The organism is Roseixanthobacter glucoisosaccharinicivorans, assembly GCF_043195095.2.
In the GTDB taxonomy this organism is placed as follows: Bacteria; Pseudomonadota; Alphaproteobacteria; order Rhizobiales; family Xanthobacteraceae; genus NCEH01.
The window spans coordinates 3,418,351-3,434,218 of the sequence record NZ_CM195538.1; the positions used below are offsets into that span (position 1 = coordinate 3,418,351).

The following is a 15,868-nucleotide window of genomic DNA, read 5'->3' on the forward strand; positions in this document are numbered from 1 at the left end:
AGGCCGCCCGAACGGACGGCATTGAAGGGCCTGGAAGAGGCCCGCCTTCAACTTAGCCCAAACGGTATGGCGACACAGGGACGAGCGTGCGAAAAAATCGGCACTGGCCATAAAAAAGGCGCCGCTCGCCGGCGGCGCCTGATCGACACTTGCGATCAATTCACAGCCAGGAGCGCTGCTCCGCCGCCGTTGCCTCATAGGTGTTGATGCTGGCGCCCTTCTCCAGCGTGAGGCCGATATCGTCCAATCCCTCCAGCAGGCAGCGCTTGCGGAAGGGGTCGATCTCAAACCGCGCGGTGCCACCGTCCGGCCCGCGGATCTCCTGGGCTTCCAGGTCCACCGTGAGGGTGGAATTGGCGCCACGGCTGGCATCGTCGAACAGCTTGTCGAGGTCCTCCTGGGAGACCACGACCGGCAGAATGCCGTTCTTGAAGCAATTGTTATAGAAAATATCCGCGAACGAGGTGGAGATCACGCAGCGGATGCCATAATCGAGCAGCGCCCAGGGGGCATGCTCGCGCGAGGAGCCGCAGCCGAAATTATCGCCCGCCACCAGGATCTTCGCCGTGCGATAGGCGGGCGTGTTCAACACGAAATCCGGGTTCTCGCTGCCGTCGTCCTTATAGCGCATCTCGGCGAACAGGCCCTTGCCGAGGCCGGTACGCTTGATGGTCTTCAGATAATTCTTGGGAATGATCATGTCGGTGTCGACATTGACCATCTTCAGCGGCGCCGCGACGCCTTCGACCGTGGTGAACTTTTCCATTGCCTTCCGGCTCCCTTCAGGGCCCTCGGCCCGCTTGTCCTGGCGGCTCACATGCGCCGCGCCTGCGCCCGCGCCTCAGCGCCGGCCCATGGTGAACAACATGCGCTGCAGCACGTCATCCTTGCGGATGAAGTGATGATAGAGCGCCGCGAGCGCATGAAGCCCCGCCACGATCATCAACAGGTTCGCGCTATTTTCATGCACCCAGAGCACTTGCCGCGCGAACTCCCGATCCGGCGTGAGCGGCGAGGCGATCGTCAGCAGCCCGAACAGCGAGATGCTCTGTCCACGCAGGAAAGTCATCGAAATGCCGAGCACCGGGGTCGCGATCAGCAGCACATAAAGCGCCATATGGACCACGTGCGCGGCGATCGACATCACGCGCGACAAGGCTTCCGACGGAGCGGGAAGCGGTCCCACCGCACGGACCAGCAGTCGCGCGAGCACCACCACCAGCAGGACCAGACCGAACGAAATATGCAGCCCCCACACCGCGCCGCGTTCCGGCGTGCCGCGGGCGTAAAGGTCCACCACGTAGGTAAGACCATACACTGTCAGGACGAGCGCCACGGTGAGCCAATGCAACGATCGCATCATCACAGTATAGCGACTTTGAGCAACAAGATCCCGCATTGCACCATTCCTGTAAAAGCCGAGCCTGTGTACCGAGCGCTATTCGCCGCGTCCAGCGCCTAGCTAGTCTTCGACCTGCGATTCGACCCGTTCCATATCTGCGTCCGAGAGGCCAAAATGATGGCCGATCTCGTGGATGAGAACATGGGCGATGATCTCGCCGAGGGTTTCTTCATTCTCCGACCAATAGTCCAGAATCGGACGCCGGTAGAGAAAAACCATGTTGGGCAGTCGCCCGGTTTCCGAAACCGCCCCCGCCTGCGCCAACCCCACGCCCTGGAAGAGGCCGAGGAGGTCGAACGGGGATTCGGCTTCCAATTCCTCGAGAACATCGTCCTCGGGGAAATCCTCCACCCGCAGCACCACACCGCCGCATAGGGCCCGGAAGCTCTCCGGCAGACGCGCGAACGCATCCTCCGCCAGGATCTCGAAGGCCTCCAGCGACGGTGCCTCGCGGTTGCGCCAGGCGATGGCGTTGGTTCTGGCAATGGACCCGTTGGGCATCGCTTTTCTGCTCCTTCTTGCCGACGCGGCGCCGGCATGTGCCCTGAAGCTGCACCGAGGGTCTCGAAGCCGTGACTATAGTTTCGGAACCATTAACGCCGCCGGGATGTTTAACCACCAGAAGCATTCAGGAGAGTGACCATGCTGCGCAAATTGGCGGTCACCGTGGGTCTGGTGACAATTTTAGGCGTTGCCGCGTATCTGGCCCCGCAGGAAGCCCATGCGGCGACCATCGCGGCCTCGGCGATTATTCTCTGACAGGTCTTATTTTACCAGGCCTGTCGGATTTTTGTTCTGCGTACGGTTAAGGGCCGGCCTCATGAGGGCCGGCCCTTTTTCGCGAATCAGCCGTTCGGCCAGTGGCGCACGTCCACGAAATGGCCGGCAATCGCCGCCGCCGCCGCCATAGCGGGGGAAACGAGGTGCGTGCGTCCCTTATGGCCCTGGCGCCCCTCGAAATTGCGATTGGACGTGGAGGCGCAGCGCTCCTCCGGAGACAGCCGGTCGGCATTCATGGCGAGGCACATGGAGCAGCCCGGCTCGCGCCAGTCGAAACCAGCGGCGCGGAAGATCTTGTCCAGCCCCTCGGCTTCGGCCTGCATTTTGACCAGCCCGGACCCGGGCACCACCATGGCATTCACATTTGCGTTGACGTGATGCCCCTCGACGATCTTCGCGGCCTGCCGCAAATCCTCGATGCGCCCGTTGGTGCAGGAGCCGATGAACACGCGATCTACGTTAATGTCGGTGATCTTCGTGCCGGCCGAAAGGCCCATGTATGCGAGCGCGCGCTTCTTGGCGTCGCGCTTCACCTCGTCGGCGATCAGCTCCGGATCGGGCACCAGGCCTTCCACCGAGATCACGTCTTCCGGGCTCGTGCCCCAGGAGACGATGGGCGGCAGGTTAGCGCCGTCGATCCGGATCTCGCTGTCGAAACGCGCATCGGGATCGCTGTAGAGGGTCTGCCAGAAGCGCATCGCCGCGTCCCATTCCGCGCCCTTGGGCGCGCGCGGCTTGCCCATGATGTAGTCGAACGCCTTTTGGTCCGGCGCCACGAGGCCGGCGCGCGCGCCTCCCTCGATGGACATATTGCAGACCGTCATGCGCCCTTCCATGGAGAGCGAGCGAATGGCGTCGCCGGCATATTCAATCACATAGCCGGTGCCGCCGGCGGTGCCGATGGTGCCGATGATGGCGAGCACCACGTCCTTCGCGCCGACGCCTTCGGGCAGCGGCCCGTCGACCGTCACCCGCATGTTCTTGGCCTTCTTCTGGATCAGCGTCTGGGTGGCCAGCACGTGCTCCACCTCGGAGGTGCCGATGCCGTGGGCCAGCGCGCCGAAGGCGCCGTGGGTCGAGGTATGGCTGTCGCCGCACACGATGGTGGTGCCGGGCAAGGTGAAGCCCTGCTCGGGACCCACCACGTGGACGATGCCCTGGCGCACGTCGCGTTCGTCGAAATATTCCACCCCGAACTCGGCCGCGTTCTCCGCCAGCGTCTCGACCTGGATCTTGCTCTCGGGATCGTCGATGCCCTGGCTGCGGTCGGTCGTGGGGACATTGTGATCCACCACGGCGAGCGTCTTGGCCGGGGCGCGCACCTTGCGGCCGGCCATGCGCAAGCCCTCGAACGCCTGCGGGCTGGTGACTTCATGCACCAGATGGCGATCGATATAGAGCAGGCAGGTGCCGTCCTCCTGCCGGTGCACGACGTGGTCGTCGAAAATCTTGTCGTAGAGGGTGCGCGGGGCGCTGGTGGGCTCGGTCATGGGCATGTCCTGAGGATCGGGCGCTCGTCCGCGCAGGCGCGGCAAGCCGGTTCGATGACGAAAATTGAAAAGGTCAGCGACCGAGCGCGGCCAGGGCGGCGGTGGTGAACCGGCCAAAGAAGCGGCCCGGCATGCGCACATGATCGGGCACCGCCGCAAATTCGATGGTCGTGCGCGCGAAGGGTCCAGCGGCGCAGAACGCCGCCTTGGACAGGCGCATGCAGGACAGATCGGAACGGTTCATGGCGCTTTTTTAGCAGTTCCAGCGTGGCGCGACAATGGACTGAGCCATGCGCTGAACGCTGCGCTGCGAGATGGGCGCCCATTCCTGGGTACCGTGCAGATCTGCATCGCCCTCAGAGCCGGAGATCCAGCCATGAGCACAGGCCTATTGCTGCGCTGCAGCAATCGGTATTGCCTGGGCGCTGGCGATGCGGGCGAAGGACCGGACGGAGAGGATCATGCGGTTGGAAGGCTATGTCCTGAGCGCCCTCATGGTTGCGGCGAGTGCGACCATATTCGGCGATCTCAGCCGGGCGGCAGCCCCCGAACAGGCCGATATACAGGCTCAAATCCCGCCGGCAGCCTCCGCAGCCGCGCTTACGCCGCCCGCCGGGCTTGCCGGCGACGATCCCTGCGGCACATCGCGGGCGACGGCGCTTCGCTTCCTCGACCAGGGGGCCTATGCCTCCGACGCCACCTCCGCCTGCGCGCTTCGCTGAGTGTGCCCCGGCATCGCGCCGATGGCGGCACGGATAGATCCGGACGCGATGACCCATAGGCCGAGCGCGGCGATCGCCACTCCGGCCAGCGCCAGGAAAGCGACGCCATAGCCGAACCGCGCGGCGAGAAAGCCGGCGAGCGCCGGGCTCAGCGCCGCGCCGAGCCCCTGGCAGGTGAGCACCACGCCGAGGCCGATATTCGCATGGCCCGTGCCGCGCAAGATCTGCGCCGCGAGGCCCGGTGTCGCAACGCCGAGCAGCCCTGCCCCCACCCCGTCGAGAATCTGCACGGGCACCAGCGCATAGGGGCTTTGCCAGAGGCCGGCGATCAATCCCCGCACCGGCAAGGCGAGCAAGGCCAGCAGAAGCACCAGCCAATAGCCGCGCGTTCCTGCGAGGCGCGCCGCCAGCAGCGCCATGGGGATCATGGTCAATTGCGCGATCACCACCGTGGCGGCGGTATAAGCGCTCGGGTCCGCGCCGCCTTTCGCCGCAATCGCCTGCCCGAGCAGCGGCAGCATGGCGGCATTGCCGAAGTGAAACAGCAGCAGGGTTGCCGCGACCACCTGGAGGGGGAGGCAGGTGAGCAGCACGCGGATCGGCGCCGGCCCCGGCGCGCCCGTCCCGGACTCGAGCCCCCGGGCCGATTGATAATCGACATCCTCGGGCCGAATGAAAGCGAGCGCGGCCAGCGACCCCACCGCCATCACGGCCATGATCACGAACACCGCCGTGACGCCGAACACATAGCCGAAGCCTCCGGCCAGCGCCGCCGCGGCGAGATTGCCCCCATGATTGAAGGCTTCGTTGTGGCCGAGCTGACGGGCATAGCCGGCCTGCCCCACGAGGCCGAGCGTCAGGCTCGCGATCGCCGGGCCGATCGCCGCCGCGGCGATGCCGGTTGCAACCTGCGAGCTCGCGGTCAGCCAGAAGCTCGGAACCGCCAGCAAGGCGAGGGAGGCCACCATGACCGCGAGCGCACAGGCCGCGATCAGCGCCCGCTTATGGCGCGTGGCATCCGCCAGGGCACCAAGTGGCGTCGTCGCCAGCATCCCGGCTAGCCCGCCCACGGTCATCACATAGCCGATGGTATCGGGCGCCCATCCCTGCCCCACCAGGAAAATGCCGAGGAACGGCCCGAGGCCGTCGCGCACATCGGCGAGGAAGAAATTGACCGCCGAAAGGGCGCGCGTCGACCGACGCGCGCCGGGACCACCTGAAGCACCGGGAACCGCAATCATTCGTATGATCCCATAGCCGCCGCAGCGTTCGCGTCCGTTCTGGTCGCGAACCGGCCCGATCGGCGGAAGCGCCGTCCCGGCATGGCTACAATATTGCGAGGGCCAAGCTTGTTCCCGCCGTCTTGGCGCGGCGCATATAAAAACGGCCCGCCTTGCGGCGAGCCGTTGATCGTCACTCGGATAGTCCGCTTCACTCGGCGGCGAGGCGCACTTCCGGCTGGGCGGCGCGCACGGCGGCGTCCACGTGGCTTTCGAACTTGGCGAAATTGTCCTGGAACATCGCCACCAGCTTGCGCGCCGTGGCGTCGAACTCGGCCTTGTCCGCCCAGGTCTTGGAGGGATAGAGGACGTGCGGCTCAATGCCCGGCACCGAGGTCGGCACGGCAAAACCGAAATAAGGATCGGTGCGGAAGGAGACATCCTTCAGCGAGCCGTCGAGCGCCGCCGACAGCAAGGTGCGCGTGACCTTGATGGGCATGCGGCGGCCGACCCCGAACTTGCCGCCAGTCCAGCCGGTATTCACCAGCCAGCAATCCACACCGTGCCCGGCGATGAGATCCCGCAGCAGATTGCCATAGACCGACGGGTGGCGCGGCATGAAGGGCGCGCCGAAACAGGTGGAGAAAGTCGCCTCCGGATCCTTCACGCCCTTTTCGGTGCCGGCGACCTTCGCGGTATAGCCGGAGAGGAAGTGATACATGGCCTGAGCCGGCGTCAGCTTGGCGATCGGCGGCATCACGCCGAATGCGTCGGCGGTCAGCATGATGATGTTCTTGGGCTGGCCCGCCCGCCCGGTGGGGCTGGCGTTGGGGATGAAGTCCAGAGGATAGGCGGAGCGGGTGTTTTCCGTCAGCCGCCCGTCGTCATAATCCGGCACGCGGGTGATGGGATCGAGGATCACATTCTCCAGCACCGTGCCGAAGCGGTCGGAGGCAGCGAAGATCTCCGGCTCGGCCTCCTTGGAGAGGCGGATGGTCTTGGCGTAGCAGCCGCCCTCGAAATTGAACACGCCGTCCGCGCCCCAACCGTGCTCGTCATCGCCCAGCAAGGTGCGGGCGGGATCGGCGGACAACGTGGTCTTGCCGGTCCCCGAGAGGCCGAAGAACACCGCCACATCGCCGTCTGGCCCGACGTTAGCCGAGCAATGCATCGGCATCACGCCCTTGGCGGGCAGCAGATAGTTGAGGAAGGTGAAGACCGACTTCTTCATCTCGCCGGCATAGGAGGAATTGCCGATCAGCACGATCTTGCGGGCGAAGTCCACCGCGATCACCGTATCGCTGCGCACGCCGTGGCGCGCAGGATCGGCCTTGAAGCTCGGCAAATCGATGATCGTCATCTCGGGCACGAAGTCGGCCAGCTCCGCGTGTTCGGGCCGCCGCAGCATGGTGCGGATGAACAACGAGTGCCAGGCAAACTCGGTATAGACGCGGGTGCGGATGCGGTAGGCTGGGTCCGCGCCACCGTAAAGGTCCTGCGCGAACAGGGTCTTGCCTTCGGCCGCCGCAAGAAAGTCCTGGTACAGGGTCTCGAACTGCGCGGGGGTGATGGCGCCGTTATTGTCCCACCAAACCTCGCCTTCGGTGGCCGCGTCGCGCACCACAAACTTGTCCTTGGGGCTGCGGCCGGTATGAACCCCGGTCTCGGCCATCAGCGCGCCGCCGGCGGCAAGCCGCCCTTCCAGGCGTTCCAGCGCGTGCTCGTAAAGCGCGGGCGCGTTCAGGTTCCAGTGCACCGCCGTGAGATGGCGCAGGCCGAAGCTGTCGGCGCCGCATGCGCTATTGCGAAATCCAGTTTCGAGCACCGAACGTCTCCTCTTCCGCAGCATGATGCTGGGGGCCTTTCCACCGCGGACTTTATTACCGCGGGAGCGCGCAGACTAAATCGGTGTTCCGCGTGTGTGAACTCACTTCTTTTGCGATCGAAACGATTAAATCGGATTTATGCTGCGTTACGAGCACGCTCGACAAGCGCAACAAGAACTTGCCGCACCGCAGCAACACTTGTGACGCGCTCTGGAAATTCCAGCCGGAGCACGGCGGCGCCGCGCCGGAGGTCGCATCCCATGGGGTCGAGCGCGGCCATGCTCCACCCCTCGCCCTGCGCCCCGACAAGCTTCTGCGCATATAAGGCGATGGCATCGGCATGGTCGGCATTCATATGGGCGATGATCCCGGTTTGCGCCGCCCGCACCGCCTCGGCCCCGGTCCAATCGGTGACAATTGCGGGTCCCGGCACCGTCAGGATGCGGCCAAAGCCCTGCACCAGATGAGCTTCTCCGACGCCCACCCGATAAAACGCGAAATCGCCGAAATCCGCATAGCCTCCCGCGCTCGCATGACGCGCCAGGAAGCGGGCGCGCGCATCGGCGTCGTCGCACAGGGAAATGCGGCCGAGCAGGCTGGCGCGCCCGGCATCCAGGGGGTCGGCGCCGGCGGGGGCCGTCACCAGCAGCGACACCCGCGGGTCCCGCAGAAAATTTCGGGTATGGCGCGCGAGGCGCGACAGCAGCAGCACCGGCTGCCCCTCTTCATCCAGTGCCATGGCGACCAGCGAAGCATGAGGGGCTCCACTGTCCTCGAGCGTGGCGAGCGTGGCAAAGCCGGCCTCGTGCATCAGCATGCGGACCGCGCGCGCGTCGGTGTCCATTTCGCTGCTCATCGGGCTGTTTCCTCCGTGTGAGGCATGTTCCGCGCCCGCCGGTCGCGGTCAAGCCCGGGAAGCTCCGACCCCGTGCCGGGTGCGCGGACGCGATCCATTTGGAAATTCCTAGTTTTCCCGCTATTTTGGGTGGAGATTCTGACATGGTGTCACATTTCGGCCACGGGAAACGGGTTCACCCCCAAGACGGTCGCACAACGGCCCACAAGACCTTGAAAGAGGTGTCATGCCCACCATCGCCCTCGTCGACGACGATCGTAACATTCTCACCTCGGTCTCCATCGCTCTGGAAGCGGAGGGGTATCGGATCGAGACCTATACCGACGGGGCATCCGCGCTCGACGGCTTCAAGACCTCGCCGCCCGACCTCGCCATCCTCGATATCAAGATGCCGCGCATGGACGGCATGGAGCTGCTGCGCCGCCTGCGGCAGAAGACCGACATGCCGGTGATCTTCCTCACCTCCAAGGATGAGGAGATCGACGAATTGTTCGGCCTCAAGATGGGCGCGGACGATTTCATCAAAAAGCCGTTCTCCCAGCGCCTGCTGGTGGAGCGCGTGAAGGCGGTGTTGCGCCGCGTCGGCGCCAAGGACGGCACCGCGCCGCGCGAAACCGACAGCGCCAAGGTGCTGGAACGCGGCCTTCTGCGCATGGATCCCGAGCGCCACACCTGCACCTGGAAGGGCGAGCCGGTGACCCTTACCGTCACCGAGTTCCTGATCCTCCAGGCGCTCGCCCAGCGCCCCGGCGTGGTCAAGAGCCGCAACGCCCTGATGGATGCGGCCTATGACGACCAGGTCTATGTGGACGATCGCACCATCGACAGCCACATCAAGCGCCTGCGCAAGAAGTTCAAATCCGCCGACGACAATTTCGAGATGATCGAAACCCTGTACGGAGTCGGCTATCGGTTCAAGGAAAGCTGAGGTCGGGCGCCGCCCGGCGCCCCGCGCCATGAGCATATTCCAGAAGCGGACGGCCTCCGCCAAGGCCGCGCCCCCCTCTCCGGCTGCCGATGAGGCGGAAGAGGAGATGCGCGTCTATGAGGCGCGGGGGCGCAAGCGCAGCGATGATACCGGCGTCGGCGACCTCTCCGCCGACGGCGCACCGCCGAAGCCGCGCAGCCTGCTCGCCAATCTCGGCCGGCTGCCGCGCTTCGTTGCGTTCAAGAGCTTCTCCAGTCTCACGCGCCGCATCGTCCTGCTGAACTTGGCGGGCCTGTGCGCGCTCGTCTCCGGCATTCTCTATCTCTCCGAATTCCGTGCCGGCCTGATTGACGCCCGCGTGCAGAGCCTGCTGGTGCAGGGCGAGATCATCGCCGGCGCCATCGCCGCTTCCGCGCAGGTCGAGACCAATGCCATCACGATCGACCCCGAGCGGCTGCTCGAGCTTCAGGCCGGCGAAAGCTACGGCCCGTCCGAGGAGGGGTTCGCGCCGCTGGAATTCCCCATCAATCCCGAGCGCGTGGCCCCCGTGCTGCGCCGTCTCGTCGGGCCGACGCGCACCCGCGCGCGCATTTACGACCGCGAAGGGGTGATGTTGCTCGACACCCGCTCGCTCTATTCCAAGGGCGAAATCCTGCGCTTCGACCTGCCGCCGCCCACCCAGCCGCGGCCCGGCCTGCTGGAGCGCACCTGGCGCGGCCTGCAAAGCTGGATCGGGCGCGGCGACCTGCCGCTCTACAAGGAACTGGGACCGCAGAGCGGCAAGGATTATCCCGAAGTCGCCTCCGCCGCGCTCGGCCAGAAATCCAGCGAAGTGCGGGTGGACGAGCGCGGCCGCGTGGTGGTCTCCGTCGCCGTGCCGATCCAGCGTTTCCGGGCCATTCTCGGGGAATTGCTGCTCTCCACCCAGGGCGGCGAGATCGACGAGGCGGTGGAGGCAGAGCGCTTCGTCATCGTGCGGGTGTTCCTGGTGGCCGCCGCCGTCATGGTGCTGCTCTCGGTGCTGCTCGCCGGCACCATCGCCGATCCCGTGCGCAAGCTTGCCGACGCGGCGGAGCGGGTGCGCCGGCGCATCAAGTCGCGGGTGGAAATCCCCGACTTCACCTCGCGCTCGGACGAGATCGGCCATCTCTCCGGCGCCCTGCGCGACATGACCAGCGCGCTTTACAATCGCATCGAGGCGATCGAGAGCTTCGCCGCCGACGTCGCGCACGAACTGAAAAATCCCCTCACCTCGCTGCGCTCAGCGGTGGAGACGCTGCCGCTGGCGCGCAACGACAATTCCCGCAATCGCCTGCTGGAGGTGATCCAGCACGACGTGAAGCGCCTCGATCGCCTCATCTCCGACATTTCAGACGCCAGCCGGCTCGATGCCGAGCTTCAGCGGCAGGAAGCCGTCACGGTCGACTTGAAGCAATTGCTGGAGATGGTGGTGGGCATGGCGCAGGACGTGCGCAAGGACGATGGGGTGAAGGTGGCGCTCAAGTTCGAGCGCGCGCCCGGCGCCGCCGCCGACTTCACCCTCGTCGGCCACGCCTCCCGCCTCGGGCAGGTGGTGGACAATCTCGTCTCCAACGCCCGCTCCTTCTCCCCGCCGGGCGGTACCGTCACGGTGACCTGCCGCCGGCTCAAGGATGGCGCGGAAATCGTCGTCGACGACCGCGGCCCCGGCATTCGGCCGGACGCTCTCGCCCGCATCTTCGAGCGTTTCTATACCGACCGGCCGGACCACGGATTCGGCCAGAATTCCGGCCTCGGCCTCTCCATCTCGCGCCAGATCGTCGAGGCGCACGGCGGCAAGATCTGGGCCGAGAACCGCTCGGCGCCCGGCAAGGACGGCGCGGAGGAGACGATCACCGGCGCCCGCTTCGTCGTGCGCCTGCCCAACGGCTAGCCCATGACCGCACCGGCCAGCATTCATGCGAGCTGCGTGCGGGTGGGCGAATGGGGCGTGCTGATCCGCGGCCCGTCGGGCAGCGGAAAATCCACGCTCGCCCTGCGCCTGATCCTGGACCCACCCCGCGCGCTGCCGCAGGCCGAACTGGTGGCCGACGACCGGGTGATGCTCACGAAGCAGGCGGACGGCCTGGTTGCGGCGCCACCGCCGGAATTGGCCGGCCTCATCGAGGTGCGCCGGCTCGGCATCCGCCGCCTGCCGCACATTGATGCAGCGCGGCTGCATCTGATCGTCGATCTTGGGGCGCCCGAGCCGCCGCGCTTGCCCGCTGCCTCGGATTTGAGTGCCCAGCTTCTCGGCGTCACCCTTCCTCGCATTGCATTTTCGCATGAAACTGACGTCGCATTGATGATCGCGGCGGCATTTAGGACATTCTCTTACTGATTCGTCCTGTGCTTTTGTGCGATGCACCCCTTGCGTAATTTTTGAGCCGCTCTGAATATGACCACCCCGCAGCGCGGGAGGCCTCCATCGCTTTGATGGTGGAGGCGGAGGCAACATGATCGGTCTCGTACTCGTCACGCATGGCCGCTTGGCCACGGAATTCTGCTCCGCCCTGGAGCATGTCATGGGCCCTCAGGCCCAGATTGCAGCCGTCACCATTGGTCCCGACGACGACATGGAACGTCGGCGGCACGACATCATCGATGCGGTGGATCGGGTGCAGTCGGGCCAGGGCGTCGTGATCCTCACCGACATGTTCGGCGGCACCCCCTCCAATCTCGCCATTTCGGTGATGAATGCGCCGGATGTGGAAGTGGTCGCGGGGATCAACCTGCCCATGCTGGTCAAGCTCGCAAAGGTTCGTGGCGAGATGCCCCTCTCCGAGGCCGTGGACGTGGCCCAGGAAGCCGGGCGCAAATACATCAACATCGCGAGCCGCGTCCTTGCCGGAAAATGAAGCCTCCGAGACCGAGCAGGTGAGCGAGGCTTGCGGCGCGCCGGCGCCCGCGGGCGCCCTGGTGCGGGTGCTTCCCATCGTCAACAAGCGCGGCCTGCATGCGCGTGCCTCGGCCAAGTTCGTTCAGACCGTGGAGCGCTTCAACGCCACCGTCACCGTATGCCGCAACGGCGAGGCGGTGGGCGGCAATTCCATCATGGGCCTCATGATGCTCGCCGCCGCGCCGGGCACGGCGGTGACGGTAACGGCATATGGGGACGAGGCGTTCGGCGTGCTCCAGGCCCTGGAGGAGCTGGTGGCCGACCGCTTCGGCGAGGGTGAATAACGCGGCAATTCCGTGGCTTGCCCTTCCCATCGCCTTCCGAAGGGCACATTTGCGTGAACAGAGATAACATTCGTCGGCGCCTCGCCTAGGCGCGCCGCGCCTTTTCGTCAGTCGAGTATGCTCACGCACAGCACCGCGCCGCAGGATACCGAATCGCGCACACCCACAAGACGGGTGCGCTTCGGCTTGTCCGGCAAGCTTCTGCTGTTGACCCTGGTGTTCGTGACCGCGGCCGAACTGGCGATCTTCGTGCCGACCATGGCCAATTTCCGCATCTCCTGGTTGTCCGACCGGGTGGCGGCGGCGCGTACCGCGGCCCTGGTACTTGATGCCGCGCCAGAGGAAACCATCCCCCCGGATCTCACGCGCCAGTTGCTCGCCAATGTGGGGGCCCAGCTGGTGGTGGTGAAAGCGCAGGATACCCGCCGCCTGCTCGCCATGTCCGACATGCCGCCGACCGTCGACCAGCATCTGGACATGCGCGACATCACGCCCTGGCAGGCGGTGTGGGACGCCTTCGGCACGCTGCTGGCCACCCGCGAGCGCACCTTGCGTGTGGTGGCCGAGGCGCCGCGCGGGGAGGAATTCCTCGAAATCGTGCTCTCCGAAGCACCGCTCCAACGCGCCATGTGGCGCTTCGCGACCACGGTGCTGACCATCTCGCTGCTGGTGTCCGGCCTTGCCGGCGCCCTGGTCTACATCAGCCTGCACCTGTTGTTCGTGCGTCCCATGCGGCGCCTGACCGAACGCATGAGCGCCTATCGCGAGGCCCCCGAGGATGCCTCGCGCATCATCACGCCCAGCGGCCGGGGCGATGAGATCGGCATCGCCGAGGAGGCGCTTGCAGAATTGCAACGCGAACTCTCCCACACCCTCACGCAGAAGAGCCGGCTGGCGGCGCTGGGTCTCGCGGTCTCCAAGATCAATCACGATTTGCGCAATCTGCTTGCCTCCGCGCAGCTGATCTCGGACCGCCTGCTCTCCCTGCCCGATCCGGCGGTTCAGCGCTTCGCGCCCAAGCTGGTGGCGGCGCTCGACCGCGCCATCGCCTATTGCGAGCAGACCCTGTCCTACGGCCGCGCCCAGGAACCTTTGCCCGACCGGCGCGACGTGGACCTTGGTGCGCTGTTCGACGAGGTGCGCGACATGCTCGGGCTCCATCCCGGCGCCGACGGAGAGGTGGACTGGGTGGTGACCCTCGATCGCCCGCTGACCGCCGATGCCGACCCGGACCAGCTGTTCCGGGTGATCCTCAACCTCTCGCGCAATTCGCTCCAGGCGCTGGAAGGCCGCAAGCCGCGGCCGGCCGGGCGGGACCAGATCCGCGTCGCGGCGCGGCGGCACGAGCATATGGTTGAGATCGAAATTTCCGATACCGGGCCGGGCATCCCGCCCGCCCGGCGGGACCGGCTGTTCTCGGCCTTCCAGGCCTCCGCGCGGGCTGGGGGGACAGGGCTCGGCCTGCCCATCGCGGAAGAGCTGGTGCGAGCCCATGGCGGCGAGATCCGCCTTCTGGATCGGCCGGGCGGGGCCACCTTCCTGATCACCATCCCAGACCGGGCGCAGGAAGCGCGTCCGCGCGGCCAGCGGCTGCGGGCCGGCTGAAGTTTCACGTGAAACCCCGCCGCGCGGAAGACGAATCACGGTTTAGCGGCACGATTCGGCGCCTTTTCGGCCGACGACACCGCAATTCCCGCGAAGGTTCACTCTTCTTTCCCAGCGCCCACCGGAGCCCCGCAAAACCTCCCCCGCCGGACCGACGGCTCCCGCCCCAGCCACCCGCCATGCGACCCGCCATCGCCCCCGATCCGACGCCGGTGCGCGGGGGAAATATCCACAGGGCCGAAAATGGCGCACCGCACTTTGCCCTTGCCAGGGCAAAATAAAAGCTGTAGCTCACACTTCCTCGCAAGCGGGTCGCCGCTTCGAGCCCTTGGGGCCTCGGCCCCGGGCGATCTTCGGATCGACAATGGGAAAACAAAGCGCCCGTAGCTCAGCTGGATAGAGCACCAGACTACGAATCTGGGGGTCAGGAGTTCGAATCTCTTCGGGCGCGCCATTGTTTTCAAAGGGTTAGCAGTAGATTGGGGAGCGTTCCCCCTCGCGCACCCGGTTTCTCCTTCACGTTCCAGCTTTTCGCTCACGCGACGCCTGCGCCTGTGCCGGCCCATTGCGCGGCCGTCAGGGCACGCAGGCGCGAGCCCCATGCTACATCCGGCCAGGGAGAAGCGACGGCGAGACCTCGCCCGCGCGGGCGGCCGTGCCGGTCAGGCGCGCGCCTGTGCCGCCGGGCCGGCCATCATGCGGGCGCTGTGCCATTGGCCGGTTTCGATCAGCCCGGCAGCGATCTGCCGCACCAGATCCTTCACGCACAGCGCCGCATAGCTCAGAGGCCGCGAGGCGGTGTGGCAGAGGGCGAGGCGACGGTTCATCGTCGCCTCCTCGAAGCTGGTGCATATGGTCCGCGTCTGGCCGAGGGCGCTGATCCAGCCGGCGGGCAGGATGGCCTCGCCGATGCCGGCCTCCACGCATTGGGGGATCATGCTGAAGGTCTCGATCTCGCGCACGGCGGCGAGCCTCAGGGCGCAGCGGGCGAAGCGCTCCTCCACCATGGTCCGCAGCTGGCCCTTCGCCAGGATCAGCGGCCGATCGACCACGTCTTCGAGCCGGATGGCTTCGTCCTGCCGTTCCGCGCCCTGGCTGGAGCGCACCAGCAGGAATTCTTCCTCCACCAGGTCAAGGGCATGGATGGCGGGGTTGAGATTGCCTTCGCGCACCATGATGCCCACGTCGATGGAATTGGACATGAGGTGCACCGCGATGCTGGAACTGTGCGCCTCCACGATCTGCAGCTCGATCGCCGGAAACCGCACCAGGGTCTCGCGCAGCAGCGGCGCCGCCAGGATGAGATTGACGCTGTAGGGAATGCCGATGGTGACGCTGCCGGTCGGCTCCTCCAGCGAGCCCTGGATCTCGGCGCGCGCGGTCTCCAATTGATGAAACACGATCTTGCAGTGCGCATAGAGCTTTTCGCCGGCGCGCGTGGGGCGCACGCCCTTGGAGGAGCGCTCCAGCAGCGAGGTGCGCAGATCGAATTCCAGGCATCGCATGCTCTTGCTCAAGGCGGGCTGGGCGACATGCAATTCCGCCGACGCGCGCGAGATGCTGCCCAGTTCGACGATGCGCGCGAAATAATGAAGCTTCCGCAGATCGAACCGTTCGCTTCTGAAGGTCGCCACCGATGGCCGGAACGAAGCATTCATCTCAAGGTCCTCCTCCGACCATACCAGGGGGATATATGCGGTAGGCCCCAACGCTATTTTTGGTCGTGCGCGCCGCCCCATAGGGAAGCAGTGCGTGGATGGGCCCCGGGCGGCGGGCGCGGCAGACCCTCTTCGCCCGATCCGGCGCGCACGCGCCACCACGAGACGGGCGATGTCGGC

16 protein-coding genes and 1 tRNA gene are annotated in these 15,868 nt (G+C 66.0%); 8 read left to right on the forward strand and 9 right to left on the reverse strand.

All coding sequences use genetic code 11. The annotated features are described in order from the left end of the window. Positions 1-160 precede the first annotated feature (160 nt). The 5 genes from leuD to V5F78_RS15860 form a co-directional block, all read right to left on the reverse strand. Positions 161-766, reverse strand: a complete 606-nt coding sequence (gene leuD / locus V5F78_RS15840; RefSeq protein ID WP_394066975.1) for a 3-isopropylmalate dehydratase small subunit — start codon at positions 764-766, stop codon at positions 161-163. A 75-nt stretch (positions 767-841) separates the two neighbouring features. Beyond that, entirely contained in the window at positions 842-1,399 is a 558-nt protein-coding gene (locus tag V5F78_RS15845) for a cytochrome b (protein WP_394066976.1), read from the reverse strand. A gap of 63 nt (positions 1,400-1,462) precedes the next feature. Further along, positions 1,463-1,903 (reverse strand): metallopeptidase family protein, encoded by a 441-nt coding sequence (locus V5F78_RS15850; protein ID WP_394066978.1) that lies wholly within the window; start codon positions 1,901-1,903, stop codon positions 1,463-1,465. A 344-nt stretch (positions 1,904-2,247) separates the two neighbouring features. Continuing rightward, positions 2,248-3,672, reverse strand: coding sequence for a 3-isopropylmalate dehydratase large subunit (gene leuC / locus V5F78_RS15855; protein WP_394066980.1), 1,425 nt, complete (start codon positions 3,670-3,672; stop codon positions 2,248-2,250). Between the two features lie 73 nt (positions 3,673-3,745). Beyond that, positions 3,746-3,916, reverse strand: a complete 171-nt coding sequence (locus V5F78_RS15860; RefSeq protein ID WP_394066982.1) for a hypothetical protein — start codon at positions 3,914-3,916, stop codon at positions 3,746-3,748. A 217-nt stretch (positions 3,917-4,133) separates the two neighbouring features. Here V5F78_RS15860 and V5F78_RS15865 point away from each other — a divergent pair, with 217 nt between their 5' ends. Beyond that, complete coding sequence (locus V5F78_RS15865) at positions 4,134-4,394, forward strand: hypothetical protein (RefSeq protein ID WP_394066983.1); 261 nt, start codon at positions 4,134-4,136, stop codon at positions 4,392-4,394. Here V5F78_RS15865 and V5F78_RS15870 read toward each other — a convergent pair. From V5F78_RS15870 to V5F78_RS15880, 3 genes are all read right to left on the reverse strand, one after another. Beyond that, on the reverse strand, positions 4,355-5,635 hold the full coding sequence (locus tag V5F78_RS15870) for an MFS transporter (protein WP_394066985.1): 1,281 nt from the start codon (positions 5,633-5,635) through the stop codon (positions 4,355-4,357). The genes V5F78_RS15865 and V5F78_RS15870 overlap by 40 nt on opposite strands. Before the next feature lie 190 nt (positions 5,636-5,825). Beyond that, positions 5,826-7,463: a phosphoenolpyruvate carboxykinase gene (locus V5F78_RS15875; protein WP_394066987.1), complete on the reverse strand. Its 1,638-nt coding sequence runs from the start codon at positions 7,461-7,463 to the stop codon at positions 5,826-5,828. Positions 7,464-7,576: 113 nt separating this feature from the next. Further along, positions 7,577-8,296, reverse strand: a complete 720-nt coding sequence (locus tag V5F78_RS15880) for a HugZ family pyridoxamine 5'-phosphate oxidase (RefSeq protein WP_394066989.1) — start codon at positions 8,294-8,296, stop codon at positions 7,577-7,579. 226 nt (positions 8,297-8,522) lie between these two features. On the opposite strand from V5F78_RS15880, the gene V5F78_RS15885 reads away from it, so the two are divergent. The 7 genes from V5F78_RS15885 (at position 8,523) to V5F78_RS15915 (ending at position 14,484) form a co-directional block, all read left to right on the forward strand. Continuing rightward, on the forward strand, positions 8,523-9,224 hold the full coding sequence (locus tag V5F78_RS15885; RefSeq protein ID WP_394066991.1) for a response regulator transcription factor: 702 nt from the start codon (positions 8,523-8,525) through the stop codon (positions 9,222-9,224). 106 nt (positions 9,225-9,330) lie between these two features. Then, complete coding sequence (locus tag V5F78_RS15890) at positions 9,331-11,136, forward strand: sensor histidine kinase (RefSeq protein WP_394067831.1); 1,806 nt, start codon at positions 9,331-9,333, stop codon at positions 11,134-11,136. Between the two features lie 3 nt (positions 11,137-11,139). Continuing rightward, positions 11,140-11,583: an HPr kinase/phosphorylase gene (locus tag V5F78_RS15895; protein WP_394066993.1), complete on the forward strand. Its 444-nt coding sequence runs from the start codon at positions 11,140-11,142 to the stop codon at positions 11,581-11,583. 115 nt (positions 11,584-11,698) lie between these two features. Beyond that, positions 11,699-12,100 (forward strand): PTS sugar transporter subunit IIA, encoded by a 402-nt coding sequence (locus V5F78_RS15900; protein WP_394046021.1) that lies wholly within the window; start codon positions 11,699-11,701, stop codon positions 12,098-12,100. Next, on the forward strand, positions 12,087-12,425 hold the full coding sequence (locus V5F78_RS15905) for an HPr family phosphocarrier protein (protein WP_394066995.1): 339 nt from the start codon (positions 12,087-12,089) through the stop codon (positions 12,423-12,425). Before V5F78_RS15900 ends, V5F78_RS15905 begins: the two co-directional genes overlap by 14 nt. Positions 12,426-12,542: 117 nt before the next feature. Beyond that, on the forward strand, positions 12,543-14,030 hold the full coding sequence (locus V5F78_RS15910) for a sensor histidine kinase (RefSeq protein ID WP_394066997.1): 1,488 nt from the start codon (positions 12,543-12,545) through the stop codon (positions 14,028-14,030). Between the two features lie 377 nt (positions 14,031-14,407). Continuing rightward, positions 14,408-14,484: transfer RNA gene (locus V5F78_RS15915), tRNA-Arg, on the forward strand. 208 nt (positions 14,485-14,692) lie between these two features. Here V5F78_RS15915 and V5F78_RS15920 read toward each other — a convergent pair. Continuing rightward, on the reverse strand, positions 14,693-15,688 hold the full coding sequence (locus tag V5F78_RS15920) for a LysR family transcriptional regulator (protein ID WP_394066999.1): 996 nt from the start codon (positions 15,686-15,688) through the stop codon (positions 14,693-14,695). Positions 15,689-15,868: the final 180 nt, after the last annotated feature.